Raw genomic sequence first — 19,474 nt, 5'->3', positions numbered from 1 at the left:
ATTAGTCCTGCTCTCCGGCGTTTTCCAGTTGCTTGATATAATCATAAATGGCCATTTGCGCGCGTACTTTGCGGCGGTTACCGCGTGGAACATAATAGTTGTTGAGATCGACATCGATATATCGGGCTTTAACGGTATCGCTAAACAACAGCGCCAGAATATCCAGCACCTGCTGTTTTAACCGCGGATCCAGCAGCGCTACCCCCACCTCGATGCGATAATCAATATTGCGGGTCATCCAGTCGGCGGAAGAAAGAAACACCTTTTTATCACCGCCGTTCTCAAACACATAGATCCGATCGTGCTCCAGGAAACGGTCCACGATACTGGTCACCTGGATGTTATTGCTGATGCCCGGCAAATCCGGCACTAACGAACACATGCCGCGCACCAGGATGCTGATAGTCACTCCCACGCCGGAAGCGGCATAGAGACGGTCGATTAAGCCTTGATCCACCAGGTTGTTCACCTTGAGGGTAATGCCTGCTGCTTTGCCCTCCTGCGCATTCGCAATTTCCTGATCGATCATTTGATACAGCATATGCCGCGAATTTTGCGGCGATACCATCAGGTAATCGAACCTGACCGGGCGGTAGGGGTTCTCGATAAAATTAAACACCCACCGCACTTCATTGGTAATGCGTGCATCGGACGTCAACAGAGAATAATCGGTGTACAGACGGGCGGTTTTCTCGTTGAAGTTGCCGGTACCGATATGTGCGTAGCGCACGATATCGTCGCCCTCGCGGCGGGAAATCAGAAACAGCTTGGCATGTATTTTCAGCCCCGGGGCCGAAAAAATAACGTGAACGCCGGCCTCGGTAAGCCGCTTGGCCCAATGAATATTGGCTTCTTCGTCAAAGCGGGCCTGCAGCTCCACCACCACGGTCACTTTTTTCCCGTTATGCGCCGCGTGGATCATCGCGTCGATGATATGCGAATCCTTGGCGACGCGGTATATATTGATTTTGACCGATAGAACGTTGGGATCGAACGACGCCTGACGCAGCAGTTCCAGCACGTGGCTAAAGGTGTGGTAGGGGAAGTAGAGCAGGACGTCATGATGGCGAATGGCGTCGAAGGCATTGCGGAATTTATCGAACCACACGTGACGCAATCGCGGCAGCGGGCGATTAACCATGTTGGCTTTGCCGACGTTGGGGAAGCTGATGAAGTCCTTAAAATTATGATAGCGCCCGCCGGGGATAACCGAATCATAGGATGAGATACCAAGTTTGGTCTTAAGCATCTCTACCATAGCGTTAGGCATATCCCGCTGATAAACGAACCGAACCGGCTCTGCGGTCAGTCGCTGCTTCAGGCTTGAGGACATCAGCTCCAGCAGGCTGGATTCCATTTCGGTGACCAGATCGTATTCGGCATCCCGCGTCATTTTCATCGAATAGGTGTTGAGCACGTCATAATCGAAGAAACCGGTGAAAATATCATCCAGGCAATAGCGCAAAATATTGTCCAGCAGAATCATTGGCCGACGGCGGCGGGGCGATTCCACCGGCAGATTGATAAAGCGAGGCACCTTATCAGAAGGAATTTCCAGCAGGGCATAGCGCAGCGTCTGACCTTGGATAATTTCCACCGCCAGATAGGTGTAATCATCTTTCAGGAACCGCACCAGGTTGGTATCGTGCTGTATCAGAATCGGGGTAATATGCTGGCGCAGCTGTTGTTTAAAGTACTGACGCAGCCAATCCTGCTGGCGGGGAGACAGTTGCCGTTCGTTGATAAGGAAAATCTGGTTGCGGGCCATCTCCAGCAGCAGGTCGTTGTACAGATTGTCAAATTCCTGCTCGGCGTTGAGCACTTTGGCCTGGATACGATTTAGCAGATGGCGCGAGGCGCCTCGGGTACCCTGTTCTTCGCTTATCAAAATACGCCGTTTCAGCTCGGCAAAACGGACCTTGTAAAATTCATCCAGATTATTGGAATAAATGCCCAGAAATCGCATGCGTTCAATGAGCGGATTGCTTTTGTCAGCAGCTTCCTGCAAAACCCGTTCATTGAAAGACAACCAGCTTAATTCTTTCTCTATATAGAGCTTTTTTTGACTCATTTCCACTCCATTGATCTGTTCAGGAAGGGAAAATCCTGCGTTAAGCTATTATCGTCTCCCGGGCGGTAAAGTCCAACATAACCCACAAACGCCGGCCAAAGATTGTTATCTTATTTTCTTACAGGCAACAATTGACGCTGGGCGCAGATGCCGCCGCCGGCTGGGCCTGGGGTATAGATCGTGCCGGCCAGGGGCTTGCCCGTCCGCTGAACGGCGCTCACGCCCTCAAGCCGGTAGCGTTGCTGGCGCAACCGACGCACGTCGCTAGAGCTAGCGGCGGACAACCGCTCTACTGGCTGACCGATGCTTTGGGGCAGGGGGATACTGGCCTGCTTCGATAGCGCGGCCGCCGGCACCGTAGCGGTCCAGCGTCAGCCGCTAACCCAAGCGGGCCAAGAGGTAGACTGCCTGCTGTTGTCGCCCGATGGCCGTTTGCTTTATCTGCTCTCCGGTAGTCAGCTCAGTCTCTGGCCGCTGGCCGCTGGCCGCGGCAGGCCCGTTATCGCTGTTTATGCTGCCGGTGGAAGGGGCTTTGCTGGTGCGCGACGGCGACGGCCATCTGTCGCTGTGGTTTGACGCCGCCCGGGATGACGGACCGCAATTGACCCCGATTCTTACTTATGCCGTTACCCTGGATGACGGCGCCGGCGCGCCGGGGTGGTTTCGCCGTACTCGACGCAGGGGGACGGTTAACCTTGTTTAGCACGCGCGATGCACACCCCCGTGGTCGCCTGACGCTGCCGGGGAGTGCGCGGCCTGACGAGGGAGTATCCGCCGTGAAAAAGCAGGCCGACGGACGCGGCGATGTGCTTGCCGGAACCCTATCCGCAGACGGGGGGGCACCGCGGAACGCTGCTGGCAGCGCTGTCGCCCCAGGGGAACCAGCTGGTGAGCGCCGGCCCTGATGCGTGGCACGTATGTACCCTGTCGCCCGGCTCAATGGAACTCAGTTGGAGCACTTTGAACCAGAAGATTTGGTATCCCGGCTATCCGTCACCGGCGTGGGTGTGGCAGTCCACGCCGGCCGGCGATAGTTTTGCGGCGGGCAAATACAGTCTGGTGCCGCTGGCGGTTGGCACGCTGAAAGCCGCCGCCTGCGCCATGCTCTTCGCCACGCCCCTGGCGTTGGTCGTCGCCATGTACAGCGCCTGGTTCATGTCCGCCGGACTGCGCCGCTGGGTCAAGCCGGCGATGGAGATCATGGGGGCGGTACCGAGCGTGATCGTCGGTGTGATAGCCGGCCTGTGGCTCGTGCCGAATTTGGCCGCTGCGCTCGGCGGCATCGTGCTGTTGCCGGTGCTGCTGCCGCTGCTTATTCTTGCCGTGGCGTATCTGGCCGGTCGCCTACCGCCGCGCTGGCGCCGCCGTTGGCCTGCCGGGCTGGAATGTCTATGCTTGTTGCAGCTTATCGCGCTCGTCTTGTGGGGATGTTTTACTCTTGCGCCGCCGCTCGAGTGCTTGCTGTTCGGTATGCCGCTGTCGCAGGTTTTAGGTGACAACTACAACCCGCTCAATGCGCTGGTGGGGGATCGCGCTGGGCTTCTCGCTCATTCCGTTACTGTTCACCCTCGCCGAAGAAGCGCTGTTCGGTGTACCGACGCGCCTGATCCAGGGGTCGCTGGCGCTGGGCGCGACCCCCTGGCAGACCCTGATGGGAGTCCCGCTGCCGGCGGCCAGCGCCGGTTTGGTGTCGGCCTTTATGCTGACACTCGGCCGTGCCATGGGCGAGACGATGATCGTGCTAATTGCCAGCGGCAACCTGCCGCGTGTCGATGGCAGCGTTTTGCAGGGCTTACGCGCGCTGGCGGCCAATATCGCCATTGAAATCCCCGAAGCGTTGCGCAGTTCGGAGCATTACCGGGTGCTGTTTCTCAGTGCGCTGCTGTTGCTGGTATTTACCTTTATTATTAACAGCATAGCGGAACTGTTACGTTTGCGTCTGCAGCACCGCTATTGTCAGCCTGACGGGGGGCCTTATGAAAGCATTGTGGTGCTCGGGTCGGCCGTGGGTATGGTTGACCGCCGGCGCGGTGAGCCTGAGTCTACTGGCGCTGCTGGTGAGTCAATCGCTGCAACTGCTCTGGCCGCAGCCGATTTACCGCTTTACACTCTCAGGCTCTCCGGCGTGCTGCTGGGCGTACGTGCTGAGGTACAGCGGCCGCATGCACCGGCGGCGTGCGAGATCTGGTTCATCAATACCGGTAATCGGCCGCAGGATCGTTATTGGGTACCGGCAGCTGAGGTTCGCTCTAGCCGGTTACCGGCCGATGTGCTGGTGGTGCAGCGCCGTAGCGGCGCACAGCTTTATGGCTATCTTGCCGGAATGCACGAGGACGGACAGCCGCTCACCGCCGCGCTGGATCAACGGCTGCGGTTGACCGCCACACAGTGCCGTTTGGCGGCGCAGGTAGAACAGCAGCGAAACGCGGTGCGGGTGAAACGGGCGCAGCAGCTTCAGCAGGAGCAACAACGCATGTTGCATCATCAGGGCGCGCTCACCGAGCAGCAACAGGCCGCCCAGCGTGCGGCGTTTAACGAACTGCAGACGGCCTATGACGATTTGAGTGAACAACTTGCCGGTATTGAGCGTGAGCGGGGGCGCGTACAGCTGATCCTCGCCGATGCGCAAGGCCAGCGCCAGATCATTGCGTTAAGCGATATCGACAGCCTGTGGTATCTCAACGCGATGAACCTGGGGCAAAAACTGCGCCATCTGACTGCGCAAACCTGGCGTTTCGTCAGCTTTGATGACCCCGCCCGCGAGGGCAATGGCGTTTTTCCGGCGATTGTCGGCATGCTGTTGCTGGTGATGCTAATGTCGGTGCTGGTCATGCCGTTTGGGGTGATGGCGGCCATTTATCTGCATGAATATGCAGGACGAAACGGTTTGACCCGGCTTATTTGTATCGCGGTGGGCAACCTCGCCGGCGTGCCGTCGATTGTCTACGGCATTTTCGGCCTGGGATTCTTCGTCTATGCGGTCGGCGGCTCGCTGGATAAACTGTTTTATGCCGAGGCGTTACCGGCCCCGACATTCGGTACGCCCGGATTATTATGTGCAGCATTGACGCTGGCGCTCGGCGCAACCCAGTTGGAAACGTTATGGCGGGTAGTATTGCCGGGCGCGGCGCCGGCGATAATGACCGGCCTTATTCTGGCGGTGGTGCGTGCGGCTGGGGAAGCCGCACCGCTAATGTTGGTCGGGTCATCAAATCGGCGCCGAAGCTGCCGCTCGACGGCGAGTTTCCTTGTCTTCACCCCGAAAGGCAATTTATGCATCTCGGTTATCAGATCTACGATTTAGCATTCCAAAGTCAGGACGGTGATGCGGTTCAGCCGCTGGCGTTCGCCACCGCGCTGTTATTGATTGTCATTGTCGTGGGGCTGAACCTGGCCGCGATCGGTCTGCACCACCGGCTGCGTGAAAAATACCGAGCGTTAACGTTATGATGGAGAACAGGCCGTTATGTCGCTAGTCCCCTCTTTATTCTCGAACGGCGAGATCGCCTCGCCAGACGGGGTGTCGCCATCGGCGCTGGCGCTGGAAACCGAACACCTGCGGGTGCGTTACGGCGATCGTCTGGTGCTGGACGATATCTCACTGCCCATTGCCAAAGGGCAAATTACCGCCCTGATCGGCCCTTCTGGGTGCGGTAAATCGACGCTGCTGCGCTGCTTTAACCGCATGAATGACCTGAGCGACGACTGCCAGATTAGCAGCGCGGTGCGTTTGCAAGGGCAGGACATTTATGATGCAAGTCAGGAGGTGGTAGCGCTGCGCTGGCGGGTGGGAATGGTTTTCCAGCGGCCCAACCCGTTTCCCAAATCCATTTATGACAACGTATTGTACGGCCTACGGCTTTTGGGTATCGGCGAACGCAGGCTGTTGGACGACGCCGCGTAGCGAGCGTTGCGCGCGGCGACGCTGTGGCATGAGGTTAAAGATCGCCTGCGGGATAACGCCTTCAAACTGTCCACCGGCCAGCAACAGCGGCTGGTGATCGCCCGCGCTATCGCCATCGAGCCGGAAGTATTACTGCTCGATGAGCAGACCTCGGCGCTGGATCCTATTTCCACCTTGACCATCGAAGAGCTGATGATCTCGCTCAAAGCCCATTTCACTTTGGTTCTGGTGACGCATAACATGCAACAGGCGGCGCGTGTTTCCGACTATACCGCCTTTTTGCATCAGGGCAAGCTGGTGGAATATGCCGCCACCGACCGGCTGTTTACTGCCCCGGCGCAGCGCAAAACCGAGGAATATATCACCGGCCGGCTGCGCTAGCGGTTATCCGCCGGTCGGGTTTCATTGCTGCATTATCGGTATGAGCAAAGGACGGCTATCAGGTCGGCGACCGTGCGGAAGACTGGATAAGACGTAACGCTGCCCATGGCGAACCCACAAGGCCAGCGTCAGGGGCAATGGGCGGCGAGACTAAATCACCGAACGCCGAGCCTGCGCCCTCAGCCACCGCTACCTGTGGCTGCACGCAGTCGATACGGTGGTTTCGCGCAATCGATGAGGGAAACAACATTAATGCTGAAGTGTTGATGCTGCGAGTGGCGCCCGTTTAAGATACCGACTGGGCTAACGGACATTTTTACGTCGCATTCTCTTTTTTCGCAAAACCTACTTCATCGACGCCGATATGGCCTGTACAAGCGCTTATTCTTGCGATAATGACGCATAATTTCCTGAATCGCAGCAGCGAAACCCAGCGTTGTGGTCTGTTCTCCGAACAAGCGCATCAGGGCCTGACGCCAAATCCTCATTTTAAGTCACAATGTGTCCACCGGTAGCCAGTCGTGCTTAGTCCACTACGCATGACTTAGAGAGCAAGATGAGGAGGGGATTTTATTTTCTTCCGTCTGTCTGTCATAGTCTGCGACTGAACGGATAATGGGATTGCAAGATCAGATTTATTCCAAAATAACAATTTTGCTAACAGGTGATATAATGTCGAGTGTTATGACTCAAGCGGAATCTACCCTGAATTGAATTTACTCAGCATAGAAATAATATTCTCTTATGCAGTAGATTGAGGTAAATAGTCAAACTCATCTCGTATCGGCTTAGGCAAATAAGCTTAATTGGAATGCTCAAGTATAGAGTATTTATTTACAATGCTAAGCCATGCGAGGTAAATTTTACCTAAAGCGGTAAGACAACCGCTTAAGCGCTGGTTGCCTTATTAAGGCATTTAATTGATGTAACCTCCTTTGCTTTTTCCGTGTAGGGTAAAGAACTCAACAATTGAAGGATTATTTTCAGGTTTTCCAGAATGATAATTTTTACCTAAATGTTTTTTATAGGCTTCATCAGGATTTGTTTTAAAGTCCTTTAAGGCCGTTCTCAAAGCATCAGACAGTAAGGGTTATTTATTTGGCTTAGAGTTTTATACAGCAGAAATCTTAAATGAGATAGGTTTTTGATAGAATCGCACGTTTGTTGGTTGATGGGAAGGCTGCTAGCTAAAGCGTTGTACTTCAGCTTTCTTTTTTCACTTTTAAGGGAATTAGGCTTTAATGAGCTTTGTTTCACGCTTAACAGTTTTTTGGCGTAGGTGATATCCTTTTCTCGTAGTTTTCCTTTAGACATGTTATGGGCTAATTTTGCCGCTGAGTTAGTACTTTTAAAATAATGGGCTTTTACATGATGGAAGGCATGGTTTAATGTTTTCATTTTCACCTCTGGGTTAATGTGGAGATGAAAATATATCAGCTTTTTTTGCTAAAAAATAAAATAAAACCGGGGGGGAGTTAACTCTTATATTGGCTAATTACACTATTTACTTTCAAATAAAATAATGTAATTGTTCTTAGCCTATACCGTGCGCTTTCGGCATTAATTACACCCTGGTTCAATGCGCGATAATATTAGAGCCATAGGAGCAGCTTATTTTACTTTTACAATGTTAGCATTTGAATAATATCTATAATAATCAGGTGATGGACGGTAATATTTTCTGAACCAATTAGGGTTGAACTCAAGGGCAGACATCCTCTTACTGACCCGTTTCGTTCATTCCGGTACACCCTGGACGTGCCTGGGGAAAGGATTGTTTCAGCCATCATCTCTCTGGAAGGGGAGTATTGCGGGGCGAGGTGAGGGCTTACGGTGAATAACACTGAGGCGCTGTTGATCATGGCATGCGATTAACAGCGCCTCGGCTCCCACGCAGGCGGGCTAAGTAGATTTAATCCGGCGGTCGGCAGAGGCGCGCCGTCCAGCCAGGCGACGTTATCGCGCAGCGATAACCGGCCCGTTAGCAGCCAATTAATGACCAGCGGATAGATGGCGTGCTCTTGGGTTTTCACCCGTTGCGCCAGTATCTGCTCATCATCTTGCGCAAAAATGGGTACCCGCGTCTGTAAAATTACTGGGCTGCCATCCAGCTCGTCGGTGACGAAATGCACCGAGGTACCGTGCTCGGCATCGCCGTTGGCAAGCGCCTGGGCGATGGGTATGCAGTCCAGGATAGCGCGGCAACAGCGAGGGATGTACGTTGAGCATGCGGCCGGTATAGCGCGCGACAAAGGCCGAGGTTAGAATGCGCATAAAGCCGGCGAGTAGCGGTCGATAAGGGCGGCGAGCGCCCGATCGTAGTCTTCACGGCTGGCGAAATCCGCCGGGCTAAGCGTCTTGGCCTCGATCCCGGCGGCCGCGGCGCGCGTAAGCCCGTCGGCGTCGGCGCGATGACTGATGACCGCCGCGATCTTGCCCTGCTGGCAAGCATCAATCAGCGCCTGGAGGTTGCTGCCTTCGCCTGAAATCAGCACGACCAGGTGTTTCATCAGCGGATGATCACCTGATGCTCGCCGTCGGCGGGGTGAATTTGGCCGAGCACCCAGGCGGTTTCGCCCAGATCGGCCAGGATAGCCAGAGCTTTGGCGGTGCTATCCGCGGGCACGGCAATGACCATGCCGACGCCGCAGTTAAAGGTGCGGTACATTTCATGGCGACTCACATTGCCGGCCTGCTGTAGCCAGCGGAAAACCGCCGGCCATTGCCAGCTGTTTTTATCAATCACTGCCTGGGTACCGGCCGGAAGAACGCGCGGGATGTTTTCCCAGAAGCCGCCGCCGGTCAAATGCGCGATGGCATGTACCTCGGTCTGCGCGATAAGGGACAGCAGCGCCTTGACGTAAATGCACGTCGGCGCCAGCAGATGGTCCGCCAGCGATTTGCCTTCTACCTGCGTCTGTTCGGGGTCGGTCTGACTGAAGGACAAAATCTTACGCACCAGCGAGTAACCGTTGGAATGAGGGCCGCTTGCGGCCAGCGCCAGCAGGGTATCGCCGGCCTGCACCTTGCTGCCGTCGATGATATCCGCTTTTTCCACTACGCCGACGCAGAAGCCGGCGACGTCGTAATCCTCGCCGTGGTACATGCCGGGCATTTCCGCCGTTTCGCCGCCGACCAGCGCGCAGCCGGACTGTTTACAGCCCTCGGCGATGCCGGTTATCACCGCGGCCGCGGTATCGACGTCCAGTTTGCCGGTGGCATAATAATCGAGGAAAAACAGCGGCTCGGCGCCCTGAACCACCAGGTCGTTCACGCACATTGCCACCAAGTCGATGCCGATAGTATCGTGGCGTTTCAAATCCATGGCCAGACGCAGTTTGGTCCCGACGCCGTCGGTGCCTGAAACCAGAATCGGCTCGCGATACTTCTGTGGCAGCGCACACAGGGCGCCGAAGCCGCCCAGCCCGCCCATCACTTCTGGGCGTTTGGTCTGTTTCACAACACCTTTGATACGGTCTACCAATGCGTTGCCGGCATCGATATCCACACCTGCGTCTTTGTAACTGAGAGAGGTTTTATCGGTCACTGCAAGATCTCCAAGGAGATAACCTGTTGCTTAAAATGGGGCGCTGCCAATTCTAACAGCGTGGGCAATCGTTTGCGAGAGCTGTTGCATTCGAGCCGGCCTTTTTATTGACTATAGTAATTCCATTAAAGCCTTGATCAAGATCAGGCAAACTCATGTGGTGCGACGGGGAAAAGGGGTTATAATCTCGCGATTTTTTTGACCGTTCAGTGCTCTAGGGGAGAGATAATATGAAGATCGTTGAGGTTAAACACCCGCTGGTGAAACACAAGCTGGGGTTGATGCGCGCTCACGATATCAGTACCAAACGCTTTCGCGAACTGGCGTCGGAAGTGGGTAGCCTGTTGACCTATGTCGCGACCGCCGATATGGAAACCGAAAAGGTCACTATCGAGGGCTGGTGCGGGCCGGTTGAAATCGATCAAATCAAAGGAAAAAAAATTACCGTTGTACCGATTTTGCGCGCCGGGCTCGGCATGATGGACGGTGTTTTGGAAAATCTGCCCAGCGCGCGTATTAGCGTGGTCGGCGTTTACCGTGACGAAAACACTCTGACGCCGGTACCTTATTTTCATAAACTGGTGTCGAGTATCGATGAGCGCATGGCTCTGGTGGTGGATCCGATGCTGGCGACCGGCGGCTCGATGATCGCCACTATCGATTTACTGAAAAAAGCCGGCTGCCCCTGTATTAAGGTATTGGTGCTGGTGGCGGCGCCTGAAGGCATCGCGGCGCTGGAAAAGGCGCATCCCGACGTGGAACTTTATACCGCGGCTATCGATAAGGGACTTAACGAAAAAGGCTATATCATGCCGGGCCTGGGTGACGCGGGCGACAAAATCTTTGGTACCAAATAACCCTGAACCGGCCATTGAGTCGGTTTTTTTTGACCCTGAATTCTGAGGAAAGTCACCATGACCCGTCGCGCCATCGGGGTGTCGGAACGCCCGCCGCCGCTGAAAACCATCCCGCTGAGTCTGCAGCACCTGTTCGCCATATTTGGCGCCACGGTGCTGGTGCCGATTTTATTCAAAATCAACCCCGGCACCGTCCTGCTGTTTAACAGCATCGGTACCTTGCTGTATCTTTTCATTTGCAAGGGCAAAATTCCCGCTTATCTCGGCTCCAGCTTTGCCTTCATCTCGCCGGTATTGCCGCTGAGCTATGAGCTGGCGCTACGGGGATTCATCGCCTGCGGCGCGTTGTTCTGCGTGGTGGGGCTTATCGTGAAGAAGGCCGGCGTCGCGGCTAATATGGCGGGCCTGCTGCCGAGCGCCGATGCGCCGGTGGACGGCACCACGGTGGCCATTTCCATGGCGACCCTCGGCGTAACGGTGCTAGGCTCGGTGTTGTTCCGCGGTTTCCTGGCCATCATCCCCAGGCAAAGGCGATCATCTTGCCTGACATGGCTGTATATGCCATCAGCCCAGAAATAAACGTAGCGCGTATCGCTTAAATCACGCAGGCACCATTGCCTGTGCACTTCAAGCCATTGCTGTTTCAGTCTGCTGATGGTACTCGCGGAGAGGCCATGGGCTTTTTCACCGAGTAGCGTCCCCCAGGGCTTCATGAAAATCACCGGTGGATATGTTTCGCAGATACAGCCATGGCAGCAACGCTTCGACGCTTTTTGCTCGCTTCAGATAAGGCGGCAGCAACGCGCTGTTGAAGCATATTCCGTCGCCGCTGCGATCCCTGACCTTAGGCACTTTAATTTCAACATCGCCAATACCCGTCTGTATGGTTCGCTGTGGCAAATAACCGTTACGGACGACGGCATGACGCCCATCGTCAAGACGGCGTTCAGCATGGCTTCGAGCTCAGCCTCAACGACGGCGGCCATCAGTTGTCTGGCACCATGACGGATGAGTTCATGCAAGGGCTCACTGGTAATATCTGGTTCTGCGGAGACACCTGTAGGGTAGACTTTTATTCATCTCGGCCCGTCGAACTGAAGGGCATGGTGTTGGCTATCATAGTGAGTATCGCGCTGAGCCTGATATTCCGTGTTATCACGTTGCTGCGTGGTGAAGAGAAAATTCTGGAACCCGATGAAGGCACGCCCTCCTGATGGCCGTACCGCGCCGTCCTCGCGGCGCGGTAAAGTTATGGTAAACTGGAAAGGATCTTTGCCAGAACGCAAGAGGTACATCTGAACACGCCGGTGCAGCTTTCTTTACCGCTCTATTTACCCGATGACGAAACTTTCGCCAGCTTTTATCCTGGCGAAAATGGCGCGTTGCTGGCGGCGTTGCAGGCTATGCTGGACCACGAACACGGCAGCTACCTTTATTTCTGGTCGCGTAAGGGTGGTGGCCGCAGCCATTTGCTGCATGCCGCCTGCGCGGCGCTATCGGCGCGCGCAAAGGCCGTAGGTTATGTGCCGCTGGACAAGCGAACCTGGTTTGTTCCAGAGGTGCTGGAGGGCATGGAGCAACTGGCGCTGGTGACGATGGATAATATCGAATGTATCGTCGGCGACCTGCCGTGGGAAATGGCTATTTTCAACCTCTATAACCGCATTCAGGAAACCGGGCGCACCCGGCTTATTATCAGCGGCAATTGTCCGCCCCGCCAATTGAATCTCAGCTTGCCAGATTTGGCCTCGCGCCTAGATTGGGGGCAAATTTATCGCCTGCAGCCGCTTTCCGATGAGGAAAAGGGCTATGCCTTGCAAATGCGGGCGAAACTGCGCGGCTTCGAATTGCCGGAGGATGTCAGCCGTTTCTTGCTGAAAAGATTGGAAAGGGATATGCGCACCTTGTCGGCGACGCTGGATCAGCTGGACCATGCCTCTATCCGCGCCCAGCGCAAACTGACCATTCCCTTCGTGAAAGCGATTCTGAACCTTTAGGGGGTACGCCTTATAACCCTGTATCGGCAGGATGAGCGCTGCGGGCGGCTTATATTACCTATTCCGTGCAGGGCTGACGCTGAACTCTCCCTGCGTTACTGCATCCTGCCTGTTGGCATTCTGCGCCCGGGATCGCCTGCCCGGGTACCTTGCCCAGCGGTGCCATAAGGCGGCGCCTGTATGGCTCCAGGTGCTGGCATGTCTCACCGTTCTTCCAAACCGGTGCGGGTGCTGGCCTCGAAAGATTCTGCCAAGCGTTAGCGCGTGCCCGGTCAGGTTGCCTGCGGCGTAACTATCGGCGTGCGCCTTTGTTATACTGCGCGAAGCGCAACTGCAACTGCCTGAGCTGATCGATACGCGCGTCATAGCGCGCCTGCTGCAAACTGCCCAGTTTCACCCGGCTACTGGCTTCGCTTAACGCCCGTACCGCCTGGTCCAACTGTCCCATCAGCGCCAGCCGCTCGGAGCGCGCCGCCAGCTCTTGATCGCCCAGACCCTGACCGGCGCACGCCTGGGCCAGTAAATCCCAGCCATTGGTATCGTCGGGATGGGAAAAGGTATAGCGATTGAGGATCCGCACGGCATCGCTATAGCGATGCCCCTCGACGTAAGTATTGGCGAGGTTGAGCAGCAGCACTGGGTTGGCATCGCTCTCATTGCCGCGTACCAGTGCTTCCAGGCGGCTGATGGCCTGCGGAGCCTGTTTCAGCGCCAGATCGATATCGGTCATCAAATCCACTAGCCAGATGTTGGACGGTTGTCGGGTAAGCAAAGGCTGCAGCGTACGTTTGGCATCGTCGTATTTTTTCGCCTGATAAAACAAAATCACCTGGCCGTACTGCGCGGCCAGCTGTCGGCGGGCGTTGCCTTTTTTCCAGACTTCGAGCACATCGTTGCGCAACAGATTGTCGCTGGAGCCGAACATTCCCAGAATGCGCGCCTTCGCCAGATAAAAGTCCTGGGATGAGTCGATAACGATATGCTTCATCTGGTTGGCGCGGTTGCGGGTATCCGCCAGCCGGCTTAGCGGCAAGGGGTGGGTTTGCAGCATTTCCGGCGGCGCGGTGGAATATCGGTTCTGATCCGCCAGTTTCTGCAAGAAGTTCGGCATCGCCTGGGGATCAAAACCGGACCGCTGTAGTACCTGCAAACCAATGCGATCCGCCTCTTGCTCGTTGGCCTGGGTGAAACTGATGTTGCCCTGCGCGGAGCCGGCGATGGTGCCGGACAGCGCGGCTATGCCCAGCTGCGGATTGGCCATGGTGAGCAGAATGGAGCCTAGCGCGCCGACCCAGGTCAGCGGGGCGCTGCGACGCTTTTCCTCCATGGCGCGCGCCAGATGACGCTGGGTGACGTGGGACAATTCATGGGCCATGACCGACGCCAGCTCGCTTTCGTTGTCGGTATAGTTAAACAGCGCCGAATGCAGCACCACGTTACCGCCGAAAAAGGCAAACGCATTGAGCTCGTCGCTACGCAACAGGAAAAAATGAAAGGGGGTACGCACCGAGTTGGCATGGGCCACCAGCGTGCCTCCCAGATGATTGATGTATTGATCAAGCAGTGGATCGTTGATAATCGGGGCACTGCCGCGCAGCTGGCGCACGAAATAGTCCCCCATTTGCATCTCTTCGCCAATGCTTAGCGTACTGCCGGCGGTGGTCCCCATATCCGGCAAATTGTCCTGAATCTCGTCTGCGTGCGCCGGGAACGTGCTGGCCAACGCTGTCAGCACCAGCGTGATAAGGCTTTTTTTCAAGCGAGTAACCATAGATGACCCATTTTGCCGGCGGCGGCCGGCCGTCATCCCGCGTCGCCGTGAGGGCACGTCAATCTGCGCCGCGGGCTGTGTTCAAACGCTTTTCAGATAGGCCAGCACGATATCGTGGTGATTGCTGGTTTTGAAATCGTCGAACACTTTCTCGATGGCGCCGTCGACACCCACCAGGAAACTGATGCGGTGAATGCCATCGTAGGTTTTGCCCATAAAACTCTTCTCGCCCCAGACGCCGAACTGGCCGGCAACCTGATGGTCCTCATCGGAGAGCAAGGTGAAATTCAACAGCTCTTTTTCGGCGAAGCGGGACAGCTTTTCGGGTTTGTCGGTACTGATGCCCAGTACCTCCACCCCGGCCTTTTTCAGGTCGTCCATATTATCGCGCAACCCGCACGCTTGCACGGTACAGCCTGGTGTCATCGCTTTGGGATAAAAGTAGACCAATACTCTTTGTCCCTGGAAGTCGGTAAGGCTGATGAGTTCACCGTCCTGATCGAGCAGGCTAAATTGTGGTGCTATATCACCGGCTTTCAGTGGCGTCATTGCAATACTCCGTCTCTATTCCTGATACTGTGGATGATTGATAACTCTAATACTGCCTTGCGCATGCAGTTCTGTACAGAGTTGATAAACCTCTGTTCAATCAGCAGAACTTGACCTCCGGCCGGACCGTGTGCGGTCATCAAGAGCGTCAGCCGGGAGGGGGATTGCGCACTCGCCGGTTGCGTTTTCGACGCCAGTTCGGCCAGCGTCATCTGATGGCTATCAAATAAATCGGTATAGCACTCAATAAGATGGGGGGAGTCATCCACCTCCACCGTCACCCACACCGTCGTCGGATTTGCCGGCTGCTCTTGGGCCGTGGTGCGCTTCATCACAATCAATAAATCCAGTTCGGCGCCTTTTAGCGGCAGGGTGGATTCTATCTGGGCAATGGCGTTACAGCCCCCTGAGAGCAGCATAATAAAGGTAAATTCCTCGCCCAGCATGGCGAGGCGGCTATCTTCTATGTTGCAGCCGCAACTGCTGACGTGGCGGGTAATGGTATTGACAATACCAGGCCGGTCTGTGCCCAGTGCGGTGATAACCAGATAATGTTGCTGTAACGGTGGCAAAATGGTGCTTCCTGTCCGGCGGGTTGTGATTTACATGGTAACCCTAAAAAAAACCTGCTGCCAAGGGCTTACCGGGCCGATGTTTGCTTGCTTTTGGATAGGTGACAAAAGTACCATGAATAACCTGTTTGTGGAGAGATGGTCAATGTTTACGGGAAGCATAGTTGCACTGGTTACTCCGATGGACGAAAAGGGCGCCATCGACCGGGTCAGTCTGAAAAAATTAATCGATTATCATGTCGCCAGCGGTACCGCAGCGATCGTGGCCGTGGGAACGACCGGTGAAACGTCTACCCTGAGCCACGAAGAGCATGGTGATGTGGTGATGTGGACCCTTGAGCTCAGCGACGGGCGCGTTCCCGTTATCGCGGGCACCGGTGCCAATTCTACCTCCGAGGCCGTGTCGCTGACCCGCCGCTTTAACGACAGCGGAGTGGTGGGATGCCTCAGCGTTACGCCGTATTACAATCGGCCGAGTCAGGAAGGGTTGTTTCAGCATTTCAGGGCCATCGCCGAAAGAAGCGATTTGCCGCAAATTCTGTACAATGTGCCGGCGCGCACCGGCTGCGATATGCTGCCGCCTACCGTTGCCCGTCTGGCGGAAATCAAAAATATTATCGGTATTAAGGAAGCAACGGGGAACTTAAGCCGTGTCAGCCAGATCCAAGAGCTGGTCAATGACGATTTCCTGCTGCTGAGCGGCGACGACGCCAGCGCATTGGACTTCATACAACTGGGCGGCAAAGGGGTGATTTCCGTGACGGCGAACGTTGCCGCGAAGGAGATGGCGCAGCTTTGTGCCCTTGCGGCCGACGGCAATTATGCCGATGCGCGCCGTCTTAATCAGCGCTTGATGCCGCTGCATCAGAAACTCTTTTTTGAACCCAGCCCCATACCGGTTAAATGGGCTTGTAAAGCATTGGGATTAATGGCGACCGACACCCTGCGCCTGCCGATGACGCCCCTGACCCGGGCGGGCAGCCGCGTGGTAAGACAGGCGTTAACGGATGCGGGTTTGCTGTAACTCTTAGGGAGATTTAATGGCTTATTCAATGCAAAAGTCGCAGGTAGCGAAAGTGGTCGGCGTCTCGCTTATCATGCTGCTCTCGGCCTGTACCAGCGATCAGCGCTATAAACGTCAGGTAAACGGAAACGAAGAGTACCTGAAAGCGCCTCCGCTGCGCGCGCTTAGCAGCCCTTCCGGTATGATTTTGCCCCTGCAGAACGGCGACTATGAGATTCCTGCTGTCCCGCGCAACGGCGCCGTGGGCAAAGGGCTGGATATTCGGCCCCCTGCACAGCCGCTGGCGCTGCTGAACGGTTCCCGTTCACAATATTCCGGCAATAGAGCCGTTATTCAGCTGGAGAACAGCGCCCAGGGTCGTGATCTGTGGTCGCAGGTCGCGGCGGTGGTACAAAGCAAAGTCTATCCGATCGCCTCACGTCAGGACGCGCAGCTGAGCCTGAATACGGATTGGATCGCCTGGACCCGTGCTGATGAAGATGAACAGTACAGCGGCCGCTATCAGATAAGCCTGGCGACCCAGGGCTATCAAGCTTCGCTCCAGGTAACGTCCCTTGGCCTGCAGCAGCAGGGTAAACCCGTTACCAATCCTGCGCTGGTACAGCGCTATACCGTTGAGATGCTTAACAGCGTCGCGAGCGGGCTGCAGCAGCTTAACGACGATCGCGCCAACCGTGTCGCCCAGGGCGAAACCGCCGATCTGAGCGTACAAAGCGGCGCTGACGAAAGCGGACTGCCGCTGCTGGTGGTGCGCTCGTCGTATAATACAGTATGGACGCATCTGCCGTCGGCGTTGTCGCGCATCGGTATGAAGGTGAAGGATAGTAGCCGTCCGCTGGGTACCGTTTCGGTTACCTATGACGCGCCGGGCAGCGGTACCTGGGACGATTTGGGCGCCAAAGACCCTGATTTGCGCAATGGCGACTATAAACTGCAGGTCGGCGACCTTGGCAACCGCAGCACGCTGCAGTTCACCGATCCGAAAGGGCATACCCTGACCCAGTCGCAAAATGACTCGCTGGTGGCGGTATTCCAGGCGGCATTCAGCCGGTCAACATCCCATTAAATCAACAGGGGGCTTCGGCCCCCTTTTTTACCTGTATCAAAGCGTTATTTGCCACTGGAGTATGTAAAGATGCAAAAATTAGCTGAGTTGTATCGCGGAAAAGCGAAAACGGTTTATACCACAGAGGATCCGGATTTGCTGATCCTGACGTTCCGCAACGATACGTCAGCACTGGACGGTCAGCGTATTGAGCAATTCGATCGCAAGGGCATGATTAACAATAATTTTAATTACTTTATCATGACCAAGTTAGCCGAGGCCGGCATTCCAACCCAGATCGTGCGCCTGCTTTCCGATAATGAAATGCTGGTGAAAAAACTGGCTATGGTGCCCGTGGAATGCGTGGTGCGCAACCGCGCGGCCGGCTCGCTGGTAAAACGTTTAGGCGTAGAGGAAGGCCTGGTCCTGGATCCGCCCCTGTTCGATCTGTTTTTGAAAAACGACGCCATGCACGATCCGATGATCAACGAATCCTACTGTACCACCTTCGGCTGGGTCAGTGAACCCCATCTGGCACGGATGAAGCAGTTGACCTATCAGGCTAATGACGTGCTCAGCAAGATTTTCGACGATGCCGGGCTGATTCTGGTGGACTTCAAGCTGGAATTTGGTCTGTTTAACGGCGAGATTGTGCTGGGGGATGAATTCTCCCCGGACGGAAGCCGTCTGTGGGATAAAACCACCCTCGACAAAATGGACAAAGACCGGTTCCGCCAGAACCTGGGTGGCGTTATCGAGGCCTATGAAGAAGTCGCCAAGCGTATCGGCGTCACGTTGGACTAACTGCGCAATCGTTTACCTGGGCGGCAGTACCGCTGCCTGTCCAGGGTTATATGTTATCCTCATCATTAAATGATTAACGTTTAACTGGGGATGACGATGCGTTGGCAAGGCGGTCGCGAAAGTAATAATGTGGAAGACAGGCACGGACAGTCATCCGGTCTGGGGGGCGGTGGTTTCCGGCTGCCGATTCGCGGTAAAGGCGGCATCGTGCTGCTCATCGTGGTGGTGGTAGCGGGCTATTATGGCATCGATCTCACGCCGCTGCTTACTGGCGGCCAGTCGGGTTCGCAGGTGAGCCAGCAAACCCGCATCAGTCCCAACGACGACGAGGTGACCAAGTTTACCGCGGTTATCCAAAGATACCTGGCAGCAGATTTTCCAGCAGATGGGCAAAACCTATCAGCCGCCAAAGCTGGTCATGTATCGCGGTGCGACGCATACCGGTTGCGGTACCGGTCAATCGGTCATGGGGCCGTTATATTGCCCGGCGGACAGTACGGTCTATATCGATCTCTCTTTTTACGACGACATGAAAAATCAGCTTGGTGCCGGCGGCAATTTCGCCCAGGGCTATGTGGTCGCTCACGAGGTCAGTCATCACGTGCAAAAACTGCTTGGGATTGAAAGCCTAGTTCGCCAGCAGCAGGGCGCGCCGGAAAAAACGGTTAGCGCACTGTTGGTAAAGCTGGAATTGCAGGCGGACTGTTTCGCCGGCGTGTGGGGCCACAGCATGCAGCAGCAGCAAATCCTCGATGAGCAAGATCCGCAGGAAGCGCTGAATGCCGCACGGGCCATCGGCGACGATCGGTTACAGCAGCGGGGACAGGGCAGGGTGGTGTCGGACAGTTTTACCCATGGCACTTCAGAGCAGCTCTATCATTGGTTTAAACGCGGATTTGACAGTGGTGATATTCATCAGTGTGATACTTTTGCCGGTGGTTAAGACATTTTT

At 55.6% G+C, this 19,474-nt stretch carries 14 protein-coding genes and 7 pseudogenes; 12 read left to right on the top strand and 9 right to left on the bottom strand.

What is annotated here, in order from left to right; translation table 11 throughout:
* Window position 1 precedes the first annotated feature (1 nt).
* A complete protein-coding gene (gene ppk1, locus SGP1_RS15730; RefSeq protein ID WP_011411560.1) occupies window positions 2-2,071 on the bottom strand; it encodes a polyphosphate kinase 1 in 2,070 nt (689 codons plus the stop codon).
* A 131-nt stretch (window positions 2,072-2,202) separates the two neighbouring features.
* Between ppk1 and SGP1_RS15725 the strand changes: the two genes are divergently transcribed.
* On the top strand, window positions 2,203-2,412 hold the full coding sequence (locus tag SGP1_RS15725) for a hypothetical protein (protein WP_041867095.1): 210 nt from the start codon (window positions 2,203-2,205) through the stop codon (window positions 2,410-2,412).
* An 83-nt stretch (window positions 2,413-2,495) separates the two neighbouring features.
* On the top strand, window positions 2,496-2,774 hold the full coding sequence (locus SGP1_RS15720; RefSeq protein WP_041867094.1) for a hypothetical protein: 279 nt from the start codon (window positions 2,496-2,498) through the stop codon (window positions 2,772-2,774).
* A 283-nt stretch (window positions 2,775-3,057) separates the two neighbouring features.
* On the opposite strand, the gene SGP1_RS30845 is transcribed toward SGP1_RS15720, so the two are convergent.
* Window positions 3,058-3,354, bottom strand: a complete 297-nt coding sequence (locus SGP1_RS30845; protein WP_083764853.1) for a hypothetical protein — start codon at window positions 3,352-3,354, stop codon at window positions 3,058-3,060.
* 230 nt (window positions 3,355-3,584) lie between these two features.
* Here SGP1_RS30845 and SGP1_RS27900 point away from each other — a divergent pair.
* From SGP1_RS27900 to pstB, 3 pseudogenes are all read left to right on the top strand, one after another.
* Window positions 3,585-3,953, top strand: a pseudogene (locus SGP1_RS27900) (ABC transporter permease subunit); the annotation flags it as partial.
* Between the two features lie 94 nt (window positions 3,954-4,047).
* A pseudogene (locus SGP1_RS15710) lies at window positions 4,048-5,521 on the top strand (phosphate ABC transporter permease PstA).
* A 16-nt stretch (window positions 5,522-5,537) separates the two neighbouring features.
* Window positions 5,538-6,356: pseudogene (pstB, locus tag SGP1_RS15705) on the top strand (phosphate ABC transporter ATP-binding protein PstB).
* A 1,068-nt stretch (window positions 6,357-7,424) separates the two neighbouring features.
* Here the strand turns inward: pstB and SGP1_RS30020 are convergent.
* The 3 genes and pseudogenes from SGP1_RS30020 to purM all read right to left on the bottom strand — a co-directional run bounded on the left by SGP1_RS30020 (window position 7,425) and on the right by purM (window position 9,903).
* Window positions 7,425-7,754, bottom strand: a complete 330-nt coding sequence (locus SGP1_RS30020) for a hypothetical protein (RefSeq protein ID WP_148203543.1) — start codon at window positions 7,752-7,754, stop codon at window positions 7,425-7,427.
* 473 nt (window positions 7,755-8,227) lie between these two features.
* A pseudogene (purN, locus tag SGP1_RS15700) lies at window positions 8,228-8,866 on the bottom strand (phosphoribosylglycinamide formyltransferase).
* Complete coding sequence (gene purM / locus SGP1_RS15695) at window positions 8,866-9,903, bottom strand: phosphoribosylformylglycinamidine cyclo-ligase (protein ID WP_011411556.1); 1,038 nt, start codon at window positions 9,901-9,903, stop codon at window positions 8,866-8,868. The pseudogene purN and the gene purM overlap by 1 nt, the downstream one beginning before the upstream one ends.
* A 230-nt stretch (window positions 9,904-10,133) precedes the next feature.
* Here purM and upp point away from each other — a divergent pair, with 230 nt between their 5' ends.
* Together upp and SGP1_RS15685 are read left to right on the top strand one after the other, a co-directional pair.
* Window positions 10,134-10,760, top strand: coding sequence for a uracil phosphoribosyltransferase (gene upp, locus SGP1_RS15690; protein WP_011411555.1), 627 nt, complete (start codon window positions 10,134-10,136; stop codon window positions 10,758-10,760).
* A gap of 57 nt (window positions 10,761-10,817) precedes the next feature.
* A pseudogene (locus tag SGP1_RS15685) lies at window positions 10,818-11,282 on the top strand (solute carrier family 23 protein); the annotation flags it as partial.
* Here SGP1_RS15685 and SGP1_RS27895 read toward each other — a convergent pair.
* Window positions 11,282-11,817: pseudogene (locus tag SGP1_RS27895) on the bottom strand (transposase); the annotation flags it as partial. The pseudogenes SGP1_RS15685 and SGP1_RS27895 overlap by 1 nt on opposite strands.
* Window positions 11,818-12,028: 211 nt before the next feature.
* Between SGP1_RS27895 and hda the strand changes: the two are divergent.
* The gene (gene hda, locus SGP1_RS15670) at window positions 12,029-12,757 is read left to right on the top strand and encodes a DnaA inactivator Hda (RefSeq protein ID WP_041867090.1); all 729 of its coding nucleotides are present in this window, start codon (window positions 12,029-12,031) and stop codon (window positions 12,755-12,757) included.
* Between the two features lie 292 nt (window positions 12,758-13,049).
* Here hda and SGP1_RS15665 read toward each other — a convergent pair whose 3' ends face one another.
* The 3 genes from SGP1_RS15665 to SGP1_RS15655 form a co-directional block, all read right to left on the bottom strand.
* Window positions 13,050-14,528, bottom strand: coding sequence for a tetratricopeptide repeat protein (locus SGP1_RS15665; RefSeq protein WP_011411553.1), 1,479 nt, complete (start codon window positions 14,526-14,528; stop codon window positions 13,050-13,052).
* A gap of 81 nt (window positions 14,529-14,609) precedes the next feature.
* Window positions 14,610-15,077 carry a thioredoxin-dependent thiol peroxidase gene (gene bcp, locus SGP1_RS15660; protein ID WP_011411552.1) on the bottom strand — a complete coding sequence of 156 codons (468 nt, stop codon included), beginning with the start codon at window positions 15,075-15,077 and terminating at the stop codon, window positions 14,610-14,612.
* Window positions 15,074-15,649, bottom strand: coding sequence for a glycine cleavage system transcriptional repressor (locus SGP1_RS15655; protein WP_011411551.1), 576 nt, complete (start codon window positions 15,647-15,649; stop codon window positions 15,074-15,076). The genes bcp and SGP1_RS15655 overlap by 4 nt, the downstream gene beginning before the upstream one ends.
* A 145-nt stretch (window positions 15,650-15,794) precedes the next feature.
* On the opposite strand from SGP1_RS15655, the gene dapA reads away from it, so the two are divergent.
* The 4 genes and pseudogenes from dapA (at window position 15,795) to ypfJ (ending at window position 19,465) form a co-directional block, all read left to right on the top strand.
* Window positions 15,795-16,673: a 4-hydroxy-tetrahydrodipicolinate synthase gene (dapA, locus tag SGP1_RS15650; RefSeq protein ID WP_011411550.1), complete on the top strand. Its 879-nt coding sequence runs from the start codon at window positions 15,795-15,797 to the stop codon at window positions 16,671-16,673.
* A 16-nt stretch (window positions 16,674-16,689) separates the two neighbouring features.
* Window positions 16,690-17,739 carry an outer membrane protein assembly factor BamC gene (bamC, locus tag SGP1_RS15645; protein ID WP_011411549.1) on the top strand — a complete coding sequence of 350 codons (1,050 nt, stop codon included), beginning with the start codon at window positions 16,690-16,692 and terminating at the stop codon, window positions 17,737-17,739.
* Window positions 17,740-17,808: 69 nt separating this feature from the next.
* Entirely contained in the window at window positions 17,809-18,522 is a 714-nt protein-coding gene (gene purC / locus SGP1_RS15640; protein WP_011411548.1) for a phosphoribosylaminoimidazolesuccinocarboxamide synthase, read from the top strand.
* Between the two features lie 96 nt (window positions 18,523-18,618).
* A pseudogene (gene ypfJ / locus SGP1_RS15635) lies at window positions 18,619-19,465 on the top strand (KPN_02809 family neutral zinc metallopeptidase).
* Window positions 19,466-19,474 lie beyond the last annotated feature (9 nt).

Source organism: Sodalis glossinidius str. 'morsitans', assembly GCF_000010085.1.
Taxonomy (GTDB): domain Bacteria; phylum Pseudomonadota; class Gammaproteobacteria; order Enterobacterales; family Enterobacteriaceae; genus Sodalis; species Sodalis glossinidius.
Note: the sequence above shows the minus strand (reverse complement) of the source record. Positions and strands in the feature narration are given on the sequence as shown.

What these genes read in the sequence shown, in the direction of transcription:
- SGP1_RS30020 (WP_148203543.1), bottom strand. Translation starts at nt 7,754, where the DNA reads ATGAAAACATTAAACCATGCCTTCCATCATGTAAAAGCCCATTATTTT.
- dapA (WP_011411550.1), top strand. Translation starts at nt 15,795, where the DNA reads ATGTTTACGGGAAGCATAGTTGCACTGGTTACTCCGATGGACGAAAAG.
- purC (WP_011411548.1), top strand. Translation starts at nt 17,809, where the DNA reads ATGCAAAAATTAGCTGAGTTGTATCGCGGAAAAGCGAAAACGGTTTAT.
- ppk1 (WP_011411560.1), bottom strand. Translation starts at nt 2,071, where the DNA reads ATGAGTCAAAAAAAGCTCTATATAGAGAAAGAATTAAGCTGGTTGTCT.
- bamC (WP_011411549.1), top strand. Translation starts at nt 16,690, where the DNA reads ATGGCTTATTCAATGCAAAAGTCGCAGGTAGCGAAAGTGGTCGGCGTC.
- upp (WP_011411555.1), top strand. Translation starts at nt 10,134, where the DNA reads ATGAAGATCGTTGAGGTTAAACACCCGCTGGTGAAACACAAGCTGGGG.
- SGP1_RS15720 (WP_041867094.1), top strand. Translation starts at nt 2,496, where the DNA reads ATGGCCGTTTGCTTTATCTGCTCTCCGGTAGTCAGCTCAGTCTCTGGC.
- SGP1_RS15665 (WP_011411553.1), bottom strand. Translation starts at nt 14,528, where the DNA reads ATGGTTACTCGCTTGAAAAAAAGCCTTATCACGCTGGTGCTGACAGCG.
- SGP1_RS30845 (WP_083764853.1), bottom strand. Translation starts at nt 3,354, where the DNA reads ATGCCGCCGAGCGCAGCGGCCAAATTCGGCACGAGCCACAGGCCGGCT.
- bcp (WP_011411552.1), bottom strand. Translation starts at nt 15,077, where the DNA reads ATGACGCCACTGAAAGCCGGTGATATAGCACCACAATTTAGCCTGCTC.